The 17,894-nt window shown below is 47.4% G+C and carries 13 protein-coding genes, 1 tRNA gene, 2 rRNA genes and 1 pseudogene; 12 read left to right on the forward strand and 5 right to left on the reverse strand.

The annotated features are described in order from the left end of the window. The first annotated feature begins 503 nt into the window (after positions 1 to 503). Together MARGE09_RS06585 and rrf are read left to right on the forward strand one after the other, a co-directional pair. Positions 504 to 3,376, forward strand: a 23S ribosomal RNA gene (locus MARGE09_RS06585). A 222-nt stretch (positions 3,377 to 3,598) separates the two neighbouring features. Next, a 5S ribosomal RNA gene (gene rrf, locus MARGE09_RS06590) occupies positions 3,599 to 3,714 on the forward strand. Between the two features lie 176 nt (positions 3,715 to 3,890). Here the strand turns inward: rrf and MARGE09_RS06595 are convergent. After that, positions 3,891 to 4,190 (reverse strand): YhbY family RNA-binding protein, encoded by a 300-nt coding sequence (locus MARGE09_RS06595; RefSeq protein WP_236986551.1) that lies wholly within the window; start codon positions 4,188 to 4,190, stop codon positions 3,891 to 3,893. A gap of 151 nt (positions 4,191 to 4,341) precedes the next feature. Between MARGE09_RS06595 and rlmE the strand changes: the two genes are divergently transcribed. The 10 genes and pseudogenes from rlmE to MARGE09_RS06645 form a co-directional block, all read left to right on the forward strand. Continuing rightward, a complete protein-coding gene (rlmE, locus tag MARGE09_RS06600) occupies positions 4,342 to 4,959 on the forward strand; it encodes a 23S rRNA (uridine(2552)-2'-O)-methyltransferase RlmE (protein WP_236986552.1) in 618 nt (205 codons plus the stop codon). Positions 4,960 to 5,063: 104 nt separating this feature from the next. After that, positions 5,064 to 6,968: an ATP-dependent zinc metalloprotease FtsH gene (gene ftsH, locus MARGE09_RS06605; RefSeq protein ID WP_236987330.1), complete on the forward strand. Its 1,905-nt coding sequence runs from the start codon at positions 5,064 to 5,066 to the stop codon at positions 6,966 to 6,968. Positions 6,969 to 7,062: 94 nt separating this feature from the next. Next, complete coding sequence (folP, locus tag MARGE09_RS06610; RefSeq protein ID WP_236986553.1) at positions 7,063 to 7,902, forward strand: dihydropteroate synthase; 840 nt, start codon at positions 7,063 to 7,065, stop codon at positions 7,900 to 7,902. 26 nt (positions 7,903 to 7,928) lie between these two features. Then, on the forward strand, positions 7,929 to 9,269 hold the full coding sequence (gene glmM, locus MARGE09_RS06615) for a phosphoglucosamine mutase (RefSeq protein ID WP_420828087.1): 1,341 nt from the start codon (positions 7,929 to 7,931) through the stop codon (positions 9,267 to 9,269). Positions 9,270 to 9,488: 219 nt separating this feature from the next. Then, positions 9,489 to 10,253, forward strand: a complete 765-nt coding sequence (gene tpiA, locus MARGE09_RS06620) for a triose-phosphate isomerase (RefSeq protein WP_236986554.1) — start codon at positions 9,489 to 9,491, stop codon at positions 10,251 to 10,253. 48 nt (positions 10,254 to 10,301) lie between these two features. Next, a complete protein-coding gene (gene secG / locus MARGE09_RS06625; RefSeq protein WP_236986555.1) occupies positions 10,302 to 10,760 on the forward strand; it encodes a preprotein translocase subunit SecG in 459 nt (152 codons plus the stop codon). A 25-nt stretch (positions 10,761 to 10,785) separates the two neighbouring features. Continuing rightward, positions 10,786 to 10,870 (forward strand) — tRNA-Leu (locus MARGE09_RS06630). 287 nt (positions 10,871 to 11,157) lie between these two features. After that, a complete protein-coding gene (gene msrP, locus MARGE09_RS06635) occupies positions 11,158 to 12,123 on the forward strand; it encodes a protein-methionine-sulfoxide reductase catalytic subunit MsrP (RefSeq protein WP_236986556.1) in 966 nt (321 codons plus the stop codon). An 18-nt stretch (positions 12,124 to 12,141) separates the two neighbouring features. Beyond that, a complete protein-coding gene (locus tag MARGE09_RS06640) occupies positions 12,142 to 12,732 on the forward strand; it encodes a protein-methionine-sulfoxide reductase heme-binding subunit MsrQ (protein ID WP_236986557.1) in 591 nt (196 codons plus the stop codon). Between the two features lie 363 nt (positions 12,733 to 13,095). Next, a pseudogene (locus MARGE09_RS06645) lies at positions 13,096 to 14,352 on the forward strand (IS701 family transposase); the annotation flags it as partial. A gap of 186 nt (positions 14,353 to 14,538) precedes the next feature. Here the strand turns inward: MARGE09_RS06645 and MARGE09_RS06650 are convergent. The 4 genes from MARGE09_RS06650 to MARGE09_RS06665 all read right to left on the reverse strand — a co-directional run bounded on the left by MARGE09_RS06650 (position 14,539) and on the right by MARGE09_RS06665 (position 17,819). Then, entirely contained in the window at positions 14,539 to 15,825 is a 1,287-nt protein-coding gene (locus MARGE09_RS06650) for an ATP-binding protein (protein ID WP_236986558.1), read from the reverse strand. Between the two features lie 7 nt (positions 15,826 to 15,832). Then, positions 15,833 to 16,525, reverse strand: a complete 693-nt coding sequence (locus MARGE09_RS06655; RefSeq protein ID WP_236986559.1) for a winged helix-turn-helix domain-containing protein — start codon at positions 16,523 to 16,525, stop codon at positions 15,833 to 15,835. A gap of 12 nt (positions 16,526 to 16,537) precedes the next feature. Next, on the reverse strand, positions 16,538 to 16,891 hold the full coding sequence (locus tag MARGE09_RS06660; protein WP_236986560.1) for a DUF3019 domain-containing protein: 354 nt from the start codon (positions 16,889 to 16,891) through the stop codon (positions 16,538 to 16,540). A 64-nt stretch (positions 16,892 to 16,955) separates the two neighbouring features. Continuing rightward, positions 16,956 to 17,819: a MipA/OmpV family protein gene (locus MARGE09_RS06665; RefSeq protein WP_236986561.1), complete on the reverse strand. Its 864-nt coding sequence runs from the start codon at positions 17,817 to 17,819 to the stop codon at positions 16,956 to 16,958. Positions 17,820 to 17,894: the final 75 nt, after the last annotated feature.

Here is a 17,894-nt window from a genome sequence, read left to right on the forward strand (position 1 = left end):
AATTCAATTATTAATAAAATATTGGGTTGAATTTAAAAATAAAAGGCGTATTATGCGCCACCTCGAAACGGCAAGCGCCAGCGAGGGTGAGGTCAGAAAGGTAAATCCTTAGTATGTAGGATTTAGTTTTCTGGTTTTATATCAGACATTATTGATTAAAGTCTTAACGGCTTTAAGCTCTTTAACAAGACGGATTGCGAAGTTGTAAAATGTAATATACAACGATAGAAATGCGTTTTTATTGTTCGAAAGAATAATGAAAACGATGAGTTTATCTCAAGCATGTCTATCCGGTGTAAATATCGTTGCATTAATTCTTATCTTCGTTGTTTGTTGATTACTTCGGTAATCAGTGAACATGAAGACGAGAACTGAACTATCTCTTTATTTTGTGTGTTATTTGTGGATTTGCTTAGGCAAAGCTGTGAATAACCTGTGATCTAAAGATTAAAGTCGAAACAGTTTCTTGAGTTATCCAGTTAACACAGTCAATTGTGTTATATGGTCAAGTGACTAAGCGCACACGGCGGATGCCTAGGCAGTTAGAGGCGATGAAAGACGTAGGAGCCTGCGATAAGGCTAGGGGAGTTGGCAAGCAAACTTTGATCCTAGCATTTCTGAATGGGGAGACCCACCCTTCGGGGTATCTTGCACTGAATCCATAGGTGTAAGAGGCGAACCCGGGGAACTGAAACATCTAAGTACCCGGAGGAAAAGAAATCAAACGAGATTCCCTGAGTAGCGGCGAGCGAAAGGGGAACAGCCGATCAATGTTGTAGTAGTGGAATTATCTGGAAAGTTAAGCGATACAGGGTGATAGCCCCGTACACGAAGCTACAGCGTTGACATATTAAGTAGGTCGGGACACGTGTTATCTTGACTGAAGATGGGGGGACCATCCTCCAAGGCTAAATACTCCTAACTGACCGATAGTGAACCAGTACCGTGAGGGAAAGGCGAAAAGAACCCCTGTGAGGGGAGTGAAATAGAACCTGAAACCGTGTGCGTACAAGCAGTAGGAGCTCTTCGGAGTGACTGCGTACCTTTTGTATAATGGGTCAGCGACTTAATGTATGTGGCTAGGTTAACCGATTAGGGGAGCCGTAGAGAAATCGAGTCTTAATAGGGCGTCGAGTCGCATGCATTAGACCCGAAACCCGGCGATCTATCCATGGGCAGGTTGAAGGTTGAGTAACATCAACTGGAGGACCGAACCCACTTATGTTGAAAAATGAGGGGATGACTTGTGGATCGGAGTGAAAGGCTAATCAAGCCGGGAGATAGCTGGTTCTCCCCGAAAGCTATTTAGGTAGCGCGTCGTATCTTACCCTCGGGGGTAGAGCACTGTTTGGGCTAGGGGGTCATCCCGACTTACCAACCCCATGCAAACTCCGAATACCGAGGAGTACAATTACGGCAGACAGACAGCGGGTGCTAACGTCCGTTGTCAAGAGGGCAACAACCCAGACCGCCAGCTAAGGTCCCAAATACCAGTTAAGTGGGAAACGATGTGGGAAGGCTTAGACAGCTAGGAGGTTGGCTTAGAAGCAGCCATCCTTTAAAGAAAGCGTAATAGCTCACTAGTCGAGTCGGCCTGCGCGGAAGATTTATCGGGGCTAAAACTGGTAACCGAAGCTGCGGATGCACTTAGTGCATGGTAGGGGAGCGTTCTGTAAGCGGTTGAAGTCGAGCTGAGAGGCTCGGTGGACGTATCAGAAGTGCGAATGCTGACATGAGTAACGATAATGGGAGTGAAAAACTCCCACGCCGGAAGATCAAGGTTTCCTGTCCAACGTTAATCGGGACAGGGTTAGTCGGCCCCTAAGGCGAGGCAGAAATGCGTAGTCGATGGAAAACGGGCTAATATTCCCGTACCATTTATTGCTGCGATGGAGAGACGGAGAAGGCTAGGTCAGCGTGGCGTTGGTTGTCCACGTTTAAGGTTGTAGGCTGGGGGATTAGGCAAATCCGGTCCCCTAAGGCTGAGAGCTGATGACGAAGGTTTGCTTTGCAAACCGAAGTGATTGATGCCCTGCTTCCAAGAAAATCTTCTAAGCTTCAGGCAATAAAGACCGTACTCCAAACCGACACAGGTGATCAGGTAGAGAATACCAAGGCGCTTGAGAGAACTTGGGTGAAGGAACTAGGCAAAATGGTACCGTAACTTCGGGAGAAGGTACGCCGGCTTTGGTGATGGGACTTGCTCCCTAAGCTGAGGCTGGTCGAAGTGACCAGGTGGCTGCGACTGTTTATTAAAAACATAGCACTGTGCAAACACGTAAGTGGACGTATACGGTGTGACGCCTGCCCGGTGCCGGAAGGTTAATTGATGGGGTTAGCACTTGTGCGAAGCTCTTGATCGAAGCCCCGGTAAACGGCGGCCGTAACTATAACGGTCCTAAGGTAGCGAAATTCCTTGTCGGGTAAGTTCCGACCTGCACGAATGGCGTAACGATGGCCACGCTGTCTCCACCCAAGACTCAGTGAAATTGAAATTGCGGTTAAGATGCCGTATACCCGCGGCTAGACGGAAAGACCCCGTGAACCTTTACTATAGCTTTGCACTGAACTTTGAGCCTACTTGTGTAGGATAGCTGGGAGGCTTTGAAACCGTGACGCTAGTTGCGGTGGAGCCACACTTGAAATACCAGCCTGGTATGTTTGAGGTTCTAACCTAGGCCCCTTATCGGGGTTGGGGACAGTGCATGGTGGGTAGTTTGACTGGGGCGGTCTCCTCCCAAAGAGTAACGGAGGAGCACGAAGGTTGGCTAATCATGGTCGGACATCATGAGGTTAGTGTAATGGCACAAGCCAGCTTGACTGCGAGACGTACATGTCGAGCAGGTACGAAAGTAGGTCATAGTGATCCGGTGGTTCTGTATGGAAGGGCCATCGCTCAACGGATAAAAGGTACTCCGGGGATAACAGGCTGATTCCTCCCAAGAGTTCATATCGACGGGGGAGTTTGGCACCTCGATGTCGGCTCATCACATCCTGGGGCTGAAGCCGGTCCCAAGGGTATGGCTGTTCGCCATTTAAAGTGGTACGCGAGCTGGGTTTAGAACGTCGTGAGACAGTTCGGTCCCTATCTGCCGTGGGCGTTGGAAATTTGAGAAGAGCTGCTCCTAGTACGAGAGGACCGGAGTGGACGAACCCCTGGTGTTCGGGTTGTGTCGCCAGACGCATTGCCCGGTAGCTACGTTCGGACGGGATAACCGCTGAAAGCATCTAAGCGGGAAGCCTCCTTCAAGATTAGATTTCCCTGGGGTTTAACCCCCTGAAGGGCCGTTGAAGACTACGACGTTGATAGGCTGGGTGTGGAAGCGTTGTAAGGCGTTGAGCTAACCAGTACTAATTGCCCGTGAGGCTTGACCATATAACAGAAGTGATTGTGTTGACTGAGAAAGATAAAGTCATAATGCAACACCGGATAGAGTGTAAGAGATAAACAAACTATCTAAGATATTACAGCGTAAATACAAAACAGCGTATTCTACAAACCTACAAACTTCGCAATTCGTCGACTTATTCGGTGCGGAAGGGCATAAGCTTAGCTAAACGTTAAACTTACTAAGACCTAACCAAACCAAACAGTTTTCCTGACAACAATAGAGCATTGGAACCACCTGATCCCATACCGAACTCAGTAGTGAAACGATGTATCGCCGATGGTAGTGTGGCGTTTCGCCATGTGAGAGTAGGTCATTGTCAGGTTTTATTCCGAAAAACCCCTTAATCGAAAGATTAAGGGGTTTTTTTATGCGCTTTATTTATCATTGCAACAGGTCGGGCTTAATCCATGAGCAAGAAATATGAAATGGGTGTGGGGGAGGGAGCTGAAGGTAAGCCGGTACGGCTTCCTTCAGTTAGAGGGGGCGAGACGTTGCGACTTAGCGAATATTAGATTTGTGCACTTTGGGCTCGCGGGCAGCTCGATAAATAAGCGCGACTTTCCCGATTTCTTGGACAAGCTCAGCATTGCAGCTATGACAAAGCGTCTGGATTGTTTCTTGGCGTGCAAGTCTATCGGTTATTGCTAGTTTTACTTTAATGAGCTCGTGATCATCTAGGGCGCGATCAAGTTCCGCAAGGACGGGTTCGCTGAGACCGTTTCCTGCGATGGTTACAATAGGGTTTAGGTTGTGCCCTATGGTTCTATATTGTTTTTTCAGTGCTGTTGACAGTGGCATATACACAAGCCTTAGGATTTCGTGTTCGTTTTGATGCTGGTGCATCGCATGTTTGGCTTCTCATTACAGACGTGTTTGCGTAACATACATCCTTTTGGTAGAGAGTTCGCCTATTCTAACGCTTATAGGCCGAAAAGGTTTAACGAAATTTATGGCCCGTTCGAAAAGTAGTAATGGTTGGCTTCAGGAGCATTTCAAAGATCAGTATGTTAAGGCGTCGCAAGAAGACGGTTATCGCTCGCGTGCAAGCTATAAGCTGATAGAGCTTAACGACAAAGATCGTTTAATCAAACCCGCCATGACTGTGATTGACTTAGGTGCAGCACCAGGGGGTTGGAGCCAAGTAGCGGCGGATCTAGTTGGGCATAAGGGCTTTGTGTTAGCGAGTGATATTTTACCGATGAACTCCCTCGCTGGCGTTGAGTTTATAGAAGGGGATTTTACCGAAGCGGATGTCTTTGACCGGCTATTGCTGGCGCTCAATGATCGTCCTGTGGATGTTGTAATTTCCGATATGGCCCCCAATATGAGTGGTATTGCGGATGTTGATCAGCCTAAAGCGATGTATCTCGTTGAACTAGCTTTGGATATGGCACGTAATGTACTCAAGCCAGGTGGTAGTTTTATTTGTAAAGTCTTCCAGGGGGAGGGCTTTGATGACTGGATGCACGATGTGCGCACAAGCTTTTCTAAGGTGAGTACACGCAAACCCAATGCGTCGCGCGCTCGCTCGCGCGAAGTATATTTGGTTGCGAAGGGCTTTAAATAACTACGTGTCTATACTGCATAGACAATGCGTGTGAAGATAGTCGTAGTCTGGGCTGTTATTAAGCAACCCAGAGAGGTAAACAAAGGGGAACCCTCTTGAACGATATGATGAAAAACCTGATTTTATGGCTGGTGATAGCGTTGGTGCTGTTTTCAGTTTTTCAGAACTTTAGCGATACATCGCCACGAAACGAGCTGAGTTATAGTGAGTTTGTGGCTGACGTGCAAAGTGGGCGAGTGGCCCAAGTGCGAACCGACGCTGATGTGATTTACGGCATTCGCAATGACAATACTTCATTCAAAGTTGTCCGCCCGAACATTCCTGATGCCAAGTTGATAGATGATCTTTTGGATAAAAAGGTTGTTGTCACAGGTACTGAATTTGCGCGCCCAAGTATTTGGGAGCAGCTACTTGTTGCTAGTTTCCCAATTTTAATCGTAATTGCTGTATTTATTTTCTTTATGCGCCAAATGCAAGGTGGCGCTGGTGGTAAAGGCGGCCCAATGAGCTTTGGTAAAAGTAAAGCTAAGTTGTTGGGTGAAGACCAGATCAAAACCACATTTGTGGATGTAGCAGGTGTTGATGAGGCTAAAGAAGAGGTGCAGGAACTTGTAGACTACCTCAAAGACCCGTCGCGCTTTCAGCGCTTAGGTGGCCGAATTCCGCGCGGCGTATTGATGAGCGGCCCTCCAGGTACTGGTAAAACCTTGTTAGCTAAAGCGATTGCGGGTGAGGCCAAAGTGCCATTCTTTTCGATATCGGGTTCCGATTTTGTTGAGATGTTTGTAGGGGTGGGCGCATCGCGGGTACGCGATATGTTCGATCAAGCCAAAAAACAAGCTCCTTGCATTATATTTATTGATGAAATCGACGCAGTTGGTCGCCATCGAGGTGGCGGGCACGGTGGCGGCAATGACGAGCGAGAGCAAACGCTTAATCAGTTACTTGTTGAGATGGACGGATTTGAAGGTAGTGAGGGCATTATTGTAATCGCGGCCACTAACCGCCCAGATGTGCTCGATAAAGCCCTTTTGCGCCCAGGGCGCTTTGATCGTCAGGTGTTTGTTGGCCTGCCAGATATTCGCGGGCGCGAGCAAATTCTTAAGGTTCATATGCGTAAAGTGCCGCTAGACGAAGCAGTTGTTGCTTCCGTTATAGCGCGTGGCACGCCGGGTTTTTCAGGTGCCGATCTGGCAAACTTGGTGAACGAGGCTGCTTTATTTGCAGCTAGATCCAATAAGCGCTTAGTTGGCGTTGAGGAGTTTGAGCGGGCTCGCGACAAAATAATGATGGGCGCAGAGCGCAAATCAATGGTCATGAATGAGAAGGAAAAAGAAAACACCGCTTACCATGAGGCTGGGCATGCAATCGTGGGGTGCTTGGTTCCCGAACACGACCCAGTCCATAAAGTTAGCATCATCCCTCGCGGTGGTGCTCTAGGTGTTACGCAATACCTGCCAGAAGAAGATACGTATAGCTATAGTAAGCGTGGTTTAGAGTCGCGTTTATGCACTTTGTTTGGTGGTCGTATTGCCGAGGAGCTAACACTTGGTCTAGAGGGCGTAACGACGGGAGCCTCTAACGATATCGAGCGCGCAACGCAAATGGCTCGCAATATGGTGACTAAGTGGGGCTTGAGCGAAAGCTTGGGGCCTTTGCATTACGGTGAAGATGAGTCTGGGATTCCTGGCGCGGGTAACCAGCAATATTCTTCTGAAACCTCGAAGAAGATTGATGCTGAAGTTCGAGCAATTGTTGATGCCTGTTACGGTAGAGCTAAAGACTTACTCGTTGAAAACCGCGATATTCTAGAGGCGATGAAAGATGCGCTGATGGAATATGAAACGATTGATTCGGAACAGGTCGCAGATTTAATGGCCCGGCGTAAAGTACGCCCGCCTCGCGATTGGGGTGACGGTGGCTTTGATGGCAATAGCTCTTCATCAGATGGCGAAGCCAAAGATCCTAAGGACGCACCTATTGTAGGCGGGCCGGCCGAGGAGCGTTAGTCCTCTGCGAAGCAATAAAAAAGGCTAGGTTTTCCTAGCCTTTTTTATTGCTGTTGTCCAACGAGTCACCTTTCTATTCAAGCAATCTAAACTTATGTTAATACAGTGTGGCTCTCGGGAGCTGGATTTATCTCAGCCTAGAGTAATGGCGATTCTTAATGCTACGCCAGACTCTTTTTCGGATGGTGGCAGGCTTCTCGGGAGTGAGGGCGTTGATGTACCCAAGGCTTTGACTATTGTGGAGCGAATGCTTAAGGCGGGGGCCGATATTATTGATGTTGGGGGCGAATCTACTCGGCCGGGAGCAACCCCCGTTACGGTGGCTGAAGAGTTAGACCGAGTTATTCCCGTCGTTGAAGCGATAGCTGCGCGCTTCGATGTTGTTATCTCAATAGATACAAGCCAACCTGAAGTGATTACCGAAGGCGCTAAAGTGGGCGCAGGGCTAATTAACGATGTACGCGCTTTACAGTTGGATGGTGCATTGCAGGCTGCTGCCAGTACTCAACTGCCTATTTGTCTAATGCATATGAAAGGGGACCCTGCCACTATGCAGCACACCCCCTGTTACGAGCATTGTGCGAAGGAGGTATTTGCTTTTTTACAGCAGCGAATAAATGACTGTAGCCACGCAGGAATTGCTGAGAATCAAATTCTAGTTGATCCAGGTATTGGTTTTGGCAAGCTGGACGAGCATAATTTACAACTGATTAATGCGTTACCAAAATTTTCGGCTCTTGGTGCAGGCGTTTTATTCGGAGCCTCCCGCAAGTCTATGATTGGTAGGCTATTAGGGCGTGATTTACCTGACCGGTTAGCGGGAAGTTTAGGGTTTGCTTTTGCTGCACTGAGTGGTGGAGCGAAAATACTGCGTGTTCATGATGTTGCTGAAACCGTGGATATTATTAAAGTGTTTGAATTGACGCGCCAATGAGTGCGTAAAAAACAAGAAGAGACATTATGCAAAAATATTTTGGAACAGACGGGATTCGAGGATTAGTGGGTAAAGACCCCATAACGCCAGAGTTTTTCCTGAAGCTTGGTTGGGCAGTCGGCCGGGTGCTTGCAAAAAATCGTGTCAGTGAAGGCCCTGCAATGGTCATTATTGGTAAAGATACGCGAATATCGGGTTACATGTTTGAGGCAGCGCTGGAGTCTGGTTTGATTGCCGCAGGGGTTGATGTCGGGTTGGTCGGCCCTATGCCGACACCGGCTATTGCATATTTGACGCGTACGTTTCAGGCGGCTGCGGGTATTGTTATTAGTGCATCACATAATGCCTATACCGATAACGGCATCAAATTATTCAGCCCTCAAGGCACCAAGCTGGGTGATGAGATTGAGCTGGAAATAGAAGCGGAGCTAGACAAACCTATGGTCACTGCCGAGAAACTCGGTAAAGCTCGACGCTTAGAGGATGCTGAGGGGCGATATATCGAGTTCTGCAAAGGTAGCGTGCCTTGGGGCTTTAACTTGGAGGGGCTAAAAATCGCCTTAGACTGTGCGAATGGTGCTACTTATAGCGTTGCTCCTAAAGTCTTCCGTGAATTGGGGGCAAAGGTCAGCACAATCGGTGTTTCGCCTGACGGGCTAAATATTAATTTAGATTGCGGCTCCACTAAAATGAAAGCGCTGCAGCGACACGTATTGGAAACGCACGCGGATATTGGCATCGCTTTTGATGGTGATGGTGACAGGGTGATGTTTGTCGATGATGGTGGGGAGGTGCTGGATGGTGATCAACTTCTTTACCTTATAGCGGCCTATAAACGTGAGCACAATGACAGCTTTAAAGGGGTTGTAGGCACCTTGATGAGTAACTTTGGCTTTGAGCTGGCGCTAAAGAAGCTGGATATTCCCTTTGTGCGCGCCAATGTTGGCGATCGTTACGTGATAGAAGAAATGAATAAAAACGACTGGACGTTGGGCGGCGAGTCGTCCGGTCACATTGTTTGTCGTTGCGCCACCACAACCGGCGATGGAATTATCTCCGCTTTGCAAGCATTGCTTGCGGTGACGCATTCCGGCAAGCCCTTAGCGGTATTGAAACAGGGCATGCAAAAGATGCCTCAAGTAATGATTAACGTGCCTTGCGAGGATAAAAGCGCGCTAGCGACACATAACGGCGTTCAAGAAGCTTTAGCTAATGCTGAGCAAGAGCTTGCTGATGCTGGACGCGTATTGCTGCGACCTTCTGGCACGGAGCCTGTAGTGCGAGTTATGGTTGAAGGTAAAGAACAGCAGCAGGTGCAAAAGGTGGCCGAACAACTAGCTGCCGCTGTAAAGCAAGCCGGATTGTAGGAAAAGTGCTTTAATGTGAGCTGGCTAAGGCATTGAGTAAGCATTTTTATTGTGTTGCCCCGACACTTTCGCTACCATTGCCAGCCGTTTTGCCTAGGTAATTTGTTGTATTGCGTTTTTCGGTATTGAGCGAAGCGTTTATTACAAGAGTTTGAGGGGTAAAGTCTGAACGCGCAGTGTAAAACTGTGTAGAACACCTTTCTAAGAGCATAATCCTGAGTGGGACAACTAAGTAACAAACGACGCCCAATTATCATTGCAAACTGGAAGCTTAATGGCACCACGGCATTTGTGAGTGATTTATTGGATGGCATTACTGAGCAGTGGTTTGGGGTTCATCAAGCCGAAGTTGTTGTGTGCCCAGCGTTTATACACTTGGCTCAAGCGGTGAACGAGCACTTAGCGCACTCTAACGTGGCTTTGGGTGCGCAAGACTGCAGCCAGTTTGAGGAGGGTGCCTATACCGGTGATGTCTCTGCCGAAATGCTGCATGATATTGGCTGTCAATATGTGATTGTAGGGCATTCGGAGCGCCGTCGCTTTTATAGCGAGTCAGATGCGCAAGTGGCCAAGAAGTTTGATTTGGTGCACCAATCGATGATGACTCCAATACTTTGTGTTGGTGAGACACAAGAGCAGCGTGAAGCGGGTAAAACGCTTGATGTGATTAAGCGCCAAGTGGGGGCAGCACTAGATTATTGTGGTGTTGAAAAGCTTGCGCGTAGTGTAGTGGCATATGAGCCATTATGGGCAGTGGGAACGGGTGTTACAGCAACGCCAGACCAAGCTCAAGAAGTACATGCGTTTATTCGCGAGCTACTAGGCCCCGTGGGGCAAGCTGTTCGCATCGTATACGGCGGAAGTGTTAAGGCTAATAATGCCGAGACCCTTTTCGCAGAACCAGATATCGATGGCGCTTTAGTGGGTGGAGCTGCACTAAAGGCCGACGATTTTATTGAAATATGCAAAGCTGCTGAATTGTAGCTAGCACTAAACTCTAAATTAAAAGCACAGTTTTAAAGGCAACGCTTTATGGAAAACTTTATTCTCGTAGTTCATGTCTTGTTAGCTTTAGGCATTATTGGCTTAATTATGTTGCAGCAAGGTAAAGGCGCTGAAGCTGGCGCCTCTTTCGGTTCGGGGTCATCACAAACTGTTTTTGGTGCTGTTGGTACAGGAAACTTCTTTTCAAGAATGACGGGCATTCTTGCGGCAATCTTTTTTGTTACAAGTGTTGCGTTGGCTGTAGTTGCGAAAAAGACGTCTGTTATCGACGAAGACTTCTTGCCTGCGTCTGCTGCCGAAGCTGTTATTGATGATTCGGAGGTTGCAGCGGGTGATTTAGGCGCTGCGCTTGAAAGTGGTGCGATAGAGCTGGAAACTGATGCTGCACAAGCCCTTGAGCAAGCAGAGCTTATTATTGACGACGCTGCCGAAAGCGCCGAAAAAACTTTAGAAAACGCGGCTAAAGCGCTGGAAACTGAAGAATAAACTCAGTAGAATGCGCCTCCCCTTAGCCCTGGTGGTGGAATTGGTAGACACGCTATCTTGAGGGGGTAGTGACTTCGGTCGTGCCGGTTCAAGTCCGGCCCAGGGCACCAAATTAAATTTCAGCAATTTATACTGAAATTAAAAAGCTCCGCAAATGCGGGGCTTTTTTTTCGCCCCTATTTATCATTTTTGGCCTTTGAGTCTTCACTCGTTCTTGTCAAGTCATGGCGTGCCTGTCGCGACGGTTCGCGGATATTGTTTAGTGCTCCTATTAACTAGCGATATGATTACTTGCTGTGTCGGCCGGTTAATTTGACAGGATAATGACTATTCTGTGATACATCCGTGATCTCTTGGGCGTATAGTTGTAAGAGACTTGTATAGTTAAGGGGGTTATATGTTCACGTCAAAATTTACAAAGACCTACTCTTTGTCATCGCCACTGAAGGAATCTGATGTCACGCCAGAGTCTAGCTATTTAAATCGTCGAAGCTTTTTAATGGCTGCATCGCTGCCCTTTATAGGTAATTCATACAGTGCGCATGCGGCACTGGCCGGTTTTGATGCGAAGGCATCGTCTGCTAAAACGAGCCATACGGTAGAAGGCGAAAAGCTTAATTCTTTTGAGGATATCACCCAATACAATAATTTTTACGAGCTAGGCACCGCGAAAACAGACCCGTATAAAAACGCCGATGCCTTAGTGACCGAGCCTTGGTCGGTTGCGATAGAGGGGCATTGCGCCAAGCCGGGGACGTACACCTTGGAAGACATCATTAAACCCCATGCCTTTGAAGAGCGAATATATCGGCTGCGCTGTGTTGAGGCATGGTCGATGGTTGTGCCTTGGTTAGGGTTTTCGTTAGCCGATTTGCTTACGCGTTTCGAGCCGACGAGCAAAGCTAAATATGTTGCTTTTGAAACATTGTATGACCCTAAAAATCCACTGCCCGGCCAAAATCGCCCAGTTATTGATTGGCCTTACCGAGAAGGCTTACGCATGGATGAAGCAATGCACCCCTTAAGCTTTATGGCCTTGGGCTTATATGGTAAATCACTGCCCAATCAAAACGGCGCGCCATTAAGGTTGGTTGTGCCTTGGAAGTATGGCTTTAAAAGTATTAAATCCATTGTCAAAATTCGTTTTGTTGAAAGCATGCCAAAAACCAGCTGGAATATGCTGCAGGCCAGTGAGTATGGTTTTTATTCAAATGTGAATCCTAGTGTTAGCCACCCCCGCTGGAGTCAGTCGCGTGAGCGCCGCTTGGGGGAGCTGTTTAAGCGCCCAACACTCATGTTTAATGGTTATGAAAAGGATGTTGCCAGTTTGTACAAAGGTATGGATTTGAAAAAATATTTTTAGCGGAAATTGTTGGCGTATATGAATCGTTTGGCAGGTCACGTGCTGGGCTTATTGCCAGCATTGTATTTGGTGTTGCTAGGTTTTTTTGACGGCTTAGGCGCTAACCCCATCGAGTGGCTTACGCGCAATACGGGCAAGTGGGCGTTAATATTATTGTTGGCGAGCTTGGCCGTAACGCCCTTGGTAAAGGGGGGGGGTAAAGTTGGTTTGGGCGCTAAAATAATAAAATTCAAAAAAATTATGCCCTGGCGACGCTTGCTGGGGCTTTATGCTTTTTTTTATGCATTGCTACATTTTAGTGTTTATTTAATATTTGATTTGTCTTTTGACTTCTCATTTTTGTGGGCCGATATTCAAGACCGCCCTTATATTACAGTGGGCTTTTTGGCTTTTGTTATTTTGTTGGCATTGGCATTGACGTCGAGTAATTATTCTAGGCGCAAGCTCGGGCGGCATTGGGTTGGACTACATAAAAGCGTGTATGTAGCAGACGCCTTAGTGTTATTGCATTTGTTTTGGTTAATTAAAGCCGATTTTTATCGTTTTTGGTGGTATGCCGGTGTTTATATCGGCTTAATGGCCTTTAGGTTTTTGGCGGTTAAGCTTTAATTGGCAGCTTTATTATTTGGCTCAAGTTTAGAGCCTCAGAGACAAAATGAGAGTAATGTCAGCCTAGTCTGGCACTGGCAATAATGCTCAGGGCCGCTCAAGACATTCCCTGTTCGCTATTCAGTCGCTCCCGGCGACTGGATGCCCTGAGCATCATCACCCGCACCCCTCGATACATTTTCCGAGTTTTAAATTTCGTAAATAAACCATAAAAAACATTGACCAATCTGCGATAAAATCTCTGCCGCGCGCTGACTAACTTAGTGTTATTTGAGTTAGTCAGCGCGCGGCTCTTCAGAGCGAAATAACTTGTTTAAATTCTGAAGGCCACGTTATGCATAACTTGAAAATCCACATGAATTACGCAACTGGATTGCTTTTCTTAGTCAAGCACTTCCTCCACGTTCAACATTAACTTTTATTGAACTGCTGGTTGGCGCATTACTTACACAACAAGGGTTTGTGACTGAAGGTTACTCTAGTGTGGCTATGCGTAATCATTGGACAAGCTACTACAAATGGCTTCAAACGGGAAAATGGACGTGGCTGGCGTTTGTACATCAATTCACCCGACTGGCACTACCTGTATTAAATGTGAAGTCCGTGTATTTAGCCATTGACGACACACTGACTTTGAGATCATCCCAAAAAGCACCCAGCAGTAAAATTCATCACCAACATGGCAATAAACCTAACCTTGTACGCTTTGTTCGCGGGCAATGTTGGGTGAGCTTAGCGATAATTGCGACACGCATAAATGGTGACTCGGTCGCGCTACCACTGCTTTCCCGGCTGATACCTGGCGTAGGTAACACGGGAAAGTTAGTGGCTGCCAATTCATTAATACGGGCGATCTATCACTTGTTTCAAGGTCTTAAAGTGACGGTGTTAGTTGATAGTTGGTACATGCGTCGTCACTTTATTGAATGCATGCAATCGAAAGGTTTTCATGTGACTGGCCAGGTGCGTATAGACACCCGCCTATATGATATTCCCCCTGAGCGTCAGCTGGGCAAGCGAGGACGTCCACGAAAATATGGTGATAAATATACTCCCAAGCGAATTGCACATTTAAAGAAAACAGAAGCAACCCTTAAACTTTATGGGAAAAAACAAACCATTCGTTATCGGAGTAAACTGGTAAAAGTACGATTTTTAGAGGGGCGTATGGTTATTGCCGTGTGGTCGGAATTAGAAAATAAGGATGGAGCCTGGAAGCCAGCGCGTTTATTTTTAAGTACCGACACAGCGCTTACCCCAGTTCAACTCATAGAAAGTTATGGCCGCCGCTGGTCAACCGAAACAATGTTTAATCAACTCAAATTGCAGTGGGGGCTCAAGGAGGCGTGGCAGCAAACGCGACAGACATTACACCGCTGGGTACATATTACAAATGTAGCCTATGGCATTCTTCAATTGTTGACCTGTATTAATAGTGACGAAGTCTTACATTTGTGCCAATTATCGCCTTGGCGTAAAAACGAACCGATCACAGCGGGGCTTATTCGAAAACGACTGGCACGTATTTTAATGCATGTCCCTATTCAGTCATGGATGAACCTAAAGTGTAAAAAAATCAGCGTACTCAATATGCCGATTTATAATGGGAGTGATGGCTAGCTAAACAAAGAGAAATGAATATTCAGCAGGGATAGGTTAAAAAGCTTGCTGGGTAGTGATCTTCGGGGTATCCAAGCTCCGGGAGCGCTTGAATAGCGCCCAGGGATGGCTTGAGCGGCCCCGACGATTACTGCGCAGCATACTTATTCGGAGGGAGGGTTTTCGTTTTGAGACTCTAAACTCGAGTTATTTAGGCCATCGCAAAATAAACTGTGCCCCGCGCAGCTTGGGGCTGGTGGTTACTATTGCGCGCCCGTCGTGCCATTTCATTACTCTTTGCACAATAGCTAAGCCCAAACCAAAACCCCTTACCTGCGCATTGGGTTTAGATTCCAAGCGCACAAACGATTCAAAAACACGCGTTTGCTGCGCTTGTGGAATGCCTGGACCATCATCGTCTACGGTAATTGTGTACGCCTTGGGTGTTTGTGAAAGTGTTACGTGTATTGCCGATTCTGCAAAGCGTAGTGCATTGTGAATAAGATTAAAAATGGCTCTTTCCATCAGGTGCCAATCGCAGTGGACATGAGTGCTATCGTTGGCGCATTCAAGCGTTACTTCTATGTGAGTGCTTGGGTGGCTATCTTTCGCTCGCTGAATAAGTTCGCTAATTAAAAAGGCCATATCACCATCTTGTTGTTTTAGTGGCCCGTCTTCTTGCTCGTAACCTGCGTAGGTTAACAGTTGGGTAATTAGCGCATCCATTTCGTCGATATCTTGAGCAATGCTGGTCGCATGCGGTGACGAGTCGGGACTGTTGCTTTTAAGCATCGCTAGGGCGAATTTCATGCGTGCAAGGGGGGTTCGCAGTTCGTGGCTGACGGCGTAGGTCATTTCTTTATGGCTGGCCAGTAGTTCTTTAATGCGTTCTGCCATTTGATTAAATGCACTAGCCAGGTGGCTAACAGCGGAGCCCGGTAATACGCTAACCGGATCAGGCAAACTGTGTTTACCTACGTGTTGGGTATGGCGCTCTAGTTTACGAACATCGCGCATTAATGGCCATACCCAAATAAAAACCACTAAGCCAATAGAACCATAAAATAACGTGAGTAAAATTTCGTACAGGTAACTGCTTTTTTGGGGCGGCTGAGCGGGCAGGGTGATGCGAATAACGTTTGGGCTGTTTTGAATGCGCTTGTACAGCTGCAGCTCACCGTGTTGGTTGTGTAGGCGCACGGGTTGGCCTGCTGTTAATATTTCGCTAAGGGACGAGTTGGCGAAATCATCAAGTGATAATAGTTCAATATGGCTGTGTGTCGATTGCGACATAGCCGTAACCACTGCGTGTTTATCGTTTAGCTGCGCTGGTGATTGTTCGATTGAATACTCTACTAACGCAAGCAAGTTATGCTCGGCAGTTGTAATACTTGGTGGTGGGCTATAGTACTGCCAAAGCTTATCTAAACCCCAGCCAAATAAAGCTACGCATAAAACAATTAAAATATAAAGCGATAAAAAGGCGCGATTCATTAATTCGCTACCACGCCTCGGGTACGAATAAGTAACCTCGCCCCCAAACGGTTTTAATCTTTTCGGGTGTGCTGGTATCGTCGTTTAACTTTTTACGCAATTGTGAGATACGAACATCGACCGAGCGATCTAGCCCGTCGTATTCGCGGTGGTAAACAGATTTAAACAAGTATTCGCGGCTTAACACTTTGCCGGCGTGGCTTGCGAGTGTGTACAGTAAATCAAACTCATGGCTGGAAAGTAAAACAGGAGCGTTGGCGATTTCAACACTGCGTTGAGCCGTTTTTATTTCTAGCTGGTTAAAAACCATGGTGCTTTGCGGGGTTGGTCTTTGTGGTGCATAGCGGCGCAACAGTGCGCGAATACGGGCGAGAAGCACGGTTGGGTCGGCCGGTTTTATCACGTAATCGTCGGCGCCGTATTCCAGGCCTAGCACTTGGTCGGCGTCGCTGTCGCGAGCGGTAAGCATTAAAATGGGGCCGGTAAAATCGGCTCTAATTTCTTTGCAAATTTCTAACCCGCTTTTTCCAGGTAAGCCGACGTCTAAAATGAGCAAGTCGGGGTTGTCTTGCAGTGCTCGGTTGCTCACTCTTAGGCCGTTGCTCTCTGTGAGTACGGTAAAGCCGTTTTGCGATAAAAAATCGTTAACTAGCTGGGCCAGCCGCTGGTCGTCTTCTGCCAATAATATAGTGTCGGTCATGCCGTTGCCTTTCTAGAAAAATGCCCAAGCGTTGCGGCGTGCGCGGCGGTATTGTTTGTGGTCGTGAATAACTTCAAAGGTTTCGCTGGCGAGCAATTCGTTGCGTGCGCTTTCACGCAATAAAAAGTTTAGGCTTGTACTGGTGTTTAGCGCCATGTTGTGTGATCCCTCACTGGCTTTTTCCCAACAGGCTAAAGGCACTGGCTCGTTCTTTTGATACAAACACAGATTGCGCGTGTTATTGGAATGCCAGGAAATTTGCAGCTCGTCTTGGCAAAGCTCTTCTGCGCTACTGAGTACGCACACCTTAGGTTTAATGGTGAGGGTTACGGTGGTGTTATCACAATAGCTATAACTCGATAGCACGAGTGTGCTTAAGCCCAATAGGCGGGCAAACAGCGGCTGTCGTCTATTGCGTGTAGTGCGACGGTTAGAAATGGTACACCCCCGCCGCGTAAAACGTAAAAATGCTGTCCTCTATGACAATGGGGCTATCGATAACGCTGCTACCTAGCCATTTATAGCTGGTAACTGCACGCATGCCCCAATGTTTGTTAAAGCGTGTTTCCCACTCTGCTTTTAGATAGGCTGAGGTGGTTGCAGTGGCTTCGTAGGCGAGCTCGCTATTGTTAACTTCGTTGTCGCGCACGCCGTAGTAGTAGTCGACTAATTTATCGCTTTGCCATGTGGCACCGGCAGAAAGCTCCCAATAATGTCGATTTTTAACCCAAGGGAGTGTTAGTGCCGTGCGGAGCTTTTGGCCGTGGTGTATCCCCGTAACATCTTGCAAAATTTGGGTTTGCCAGTCGAATAACGGGTGAATATAAGTGTATTCCAAGCCCGATAAACCGGCGGTTCGCCGCTTGTGCAATGTGTGTACGGTACTGCCTGTATCGCCTATGTCTTGGTTGGTGAGTGTCCAGTCGCTGAAAAAGGCTTGCTCAAAGCCGGGGGTGATTAGAATCGCGTTAAACTGATGATGTTGGCGGTCGAATAGGGTGTAGCCCGCATCGTAACTGTCAAGGAAAAAACGCTTGCCGTAGTAACTAAATTTAGGTACCAGAACAAAGGGTATGTCTTTTTGCCCAAGTACGGGGTTGCTGCGCATGCCGCCGCCAAAACTAAGGCTTAGCTCCCACTCACCAATCGCGACACAATCGCCTTGGCAGCTTGTTTGCGCCGCTATGCCTGGCGGCACTACAGACGCAGCCAATGCTAGCGCTAAAGTAAGTGCATACTTACGCCAGTGGGCTTGCCTAGTGTTGCCAATAAAAAAAAACTTAAATAAATACATGCTGTGCAGTTTGCCACGATGTTGCTGGCAAAACCGTTAAAAATTGTAATAAATCGCAAAGCGACGATAGGGCGC

It is taken from the genome of Marinagarivorans cellulosilyticus (genome assembly GCF_021655555.1).
In the GTDB taxonomy this organism is placed as follows: domain Bacteria; phylum Pseudomonadota; class Gammaproteobacteria; order Pseudomonadales; family Cellvibrionaceae; genus Marinagarivorans; species Marinagarivorans cellulosilyticus.

Coding starts and splice junctions, on each gene's coding strand:
- MARGE09_RS06595 (WP_236986551.1), bottom strand. CDS start 4,190: ATGCCACTGTCAACAGCACTGAAAAAACAATATAGAACCATAGGGCAC.
- rlmE (WP_236986552.1), top strand. CDS start 4,342: ATGGCCCGTTCGAAAAGTAGTAATGGTTGGCTTCAGGAGCATTTCAAA.
- ftsH (WP_236987330.1), top strand. CDS start 5,064: ATGATGAAAAACCTGATTTTATGGCTGGTGATAGCGTTGGTGCTGTTT.
- folP (WP_236986553.1), top strand. CDS start 7,063: ATGTTAATACAGTGTGGCTCTCGGGAGCTGGATTTATCTCAGCCTAGA.
- glmM (WP_420828087.1), top strand. CDS start 7,929: ATGCAAAAATATTTTGGAACAGACGGGATTCGAGGATTAGTGGGTAAA.
- secG (WP_236986555.1), top strand. CDS start 10,302: ATGGAAAACTTTATTCTCGTAGTTCATGTCTTGTTAGCTTTAGGCATT.
- msrP (WP_236986556.1), top strand. CDS start 11,158: ATGTTCACGTCAAAATTTACAAAGACCTACTCTTTGTCATCGCCACTG.
- MARGE09_RS06640 (WP_236986557.1), top strand. CDS start 12,142: ATGAATCGTTTGGCAGGTCACGTGCTGGGCTTATTGCCAGCATTGTAT.
- MARGE09_RS06650 (WP_236986558.1), bottom strand. CDS start 15,825: ATGAATCGCGCCTTTTTATCGCTTTATATTTTAATTGTTTTATGCGTA.
- MARGE09_RS06655 (WP_236986559.1), bottom strand. CDS start 16,525: ATGACCGACACTATATTATTGGCAGAAGACGACCAGCGGCTGGCCCAG.
- MARGE09_RS06665 (WP_236986561.1), bottom strand. CDS start 17,819: ATGTATTTATTTAAGTTTTTTTTTATTGGCAACACTAGGCAAGCCCAC.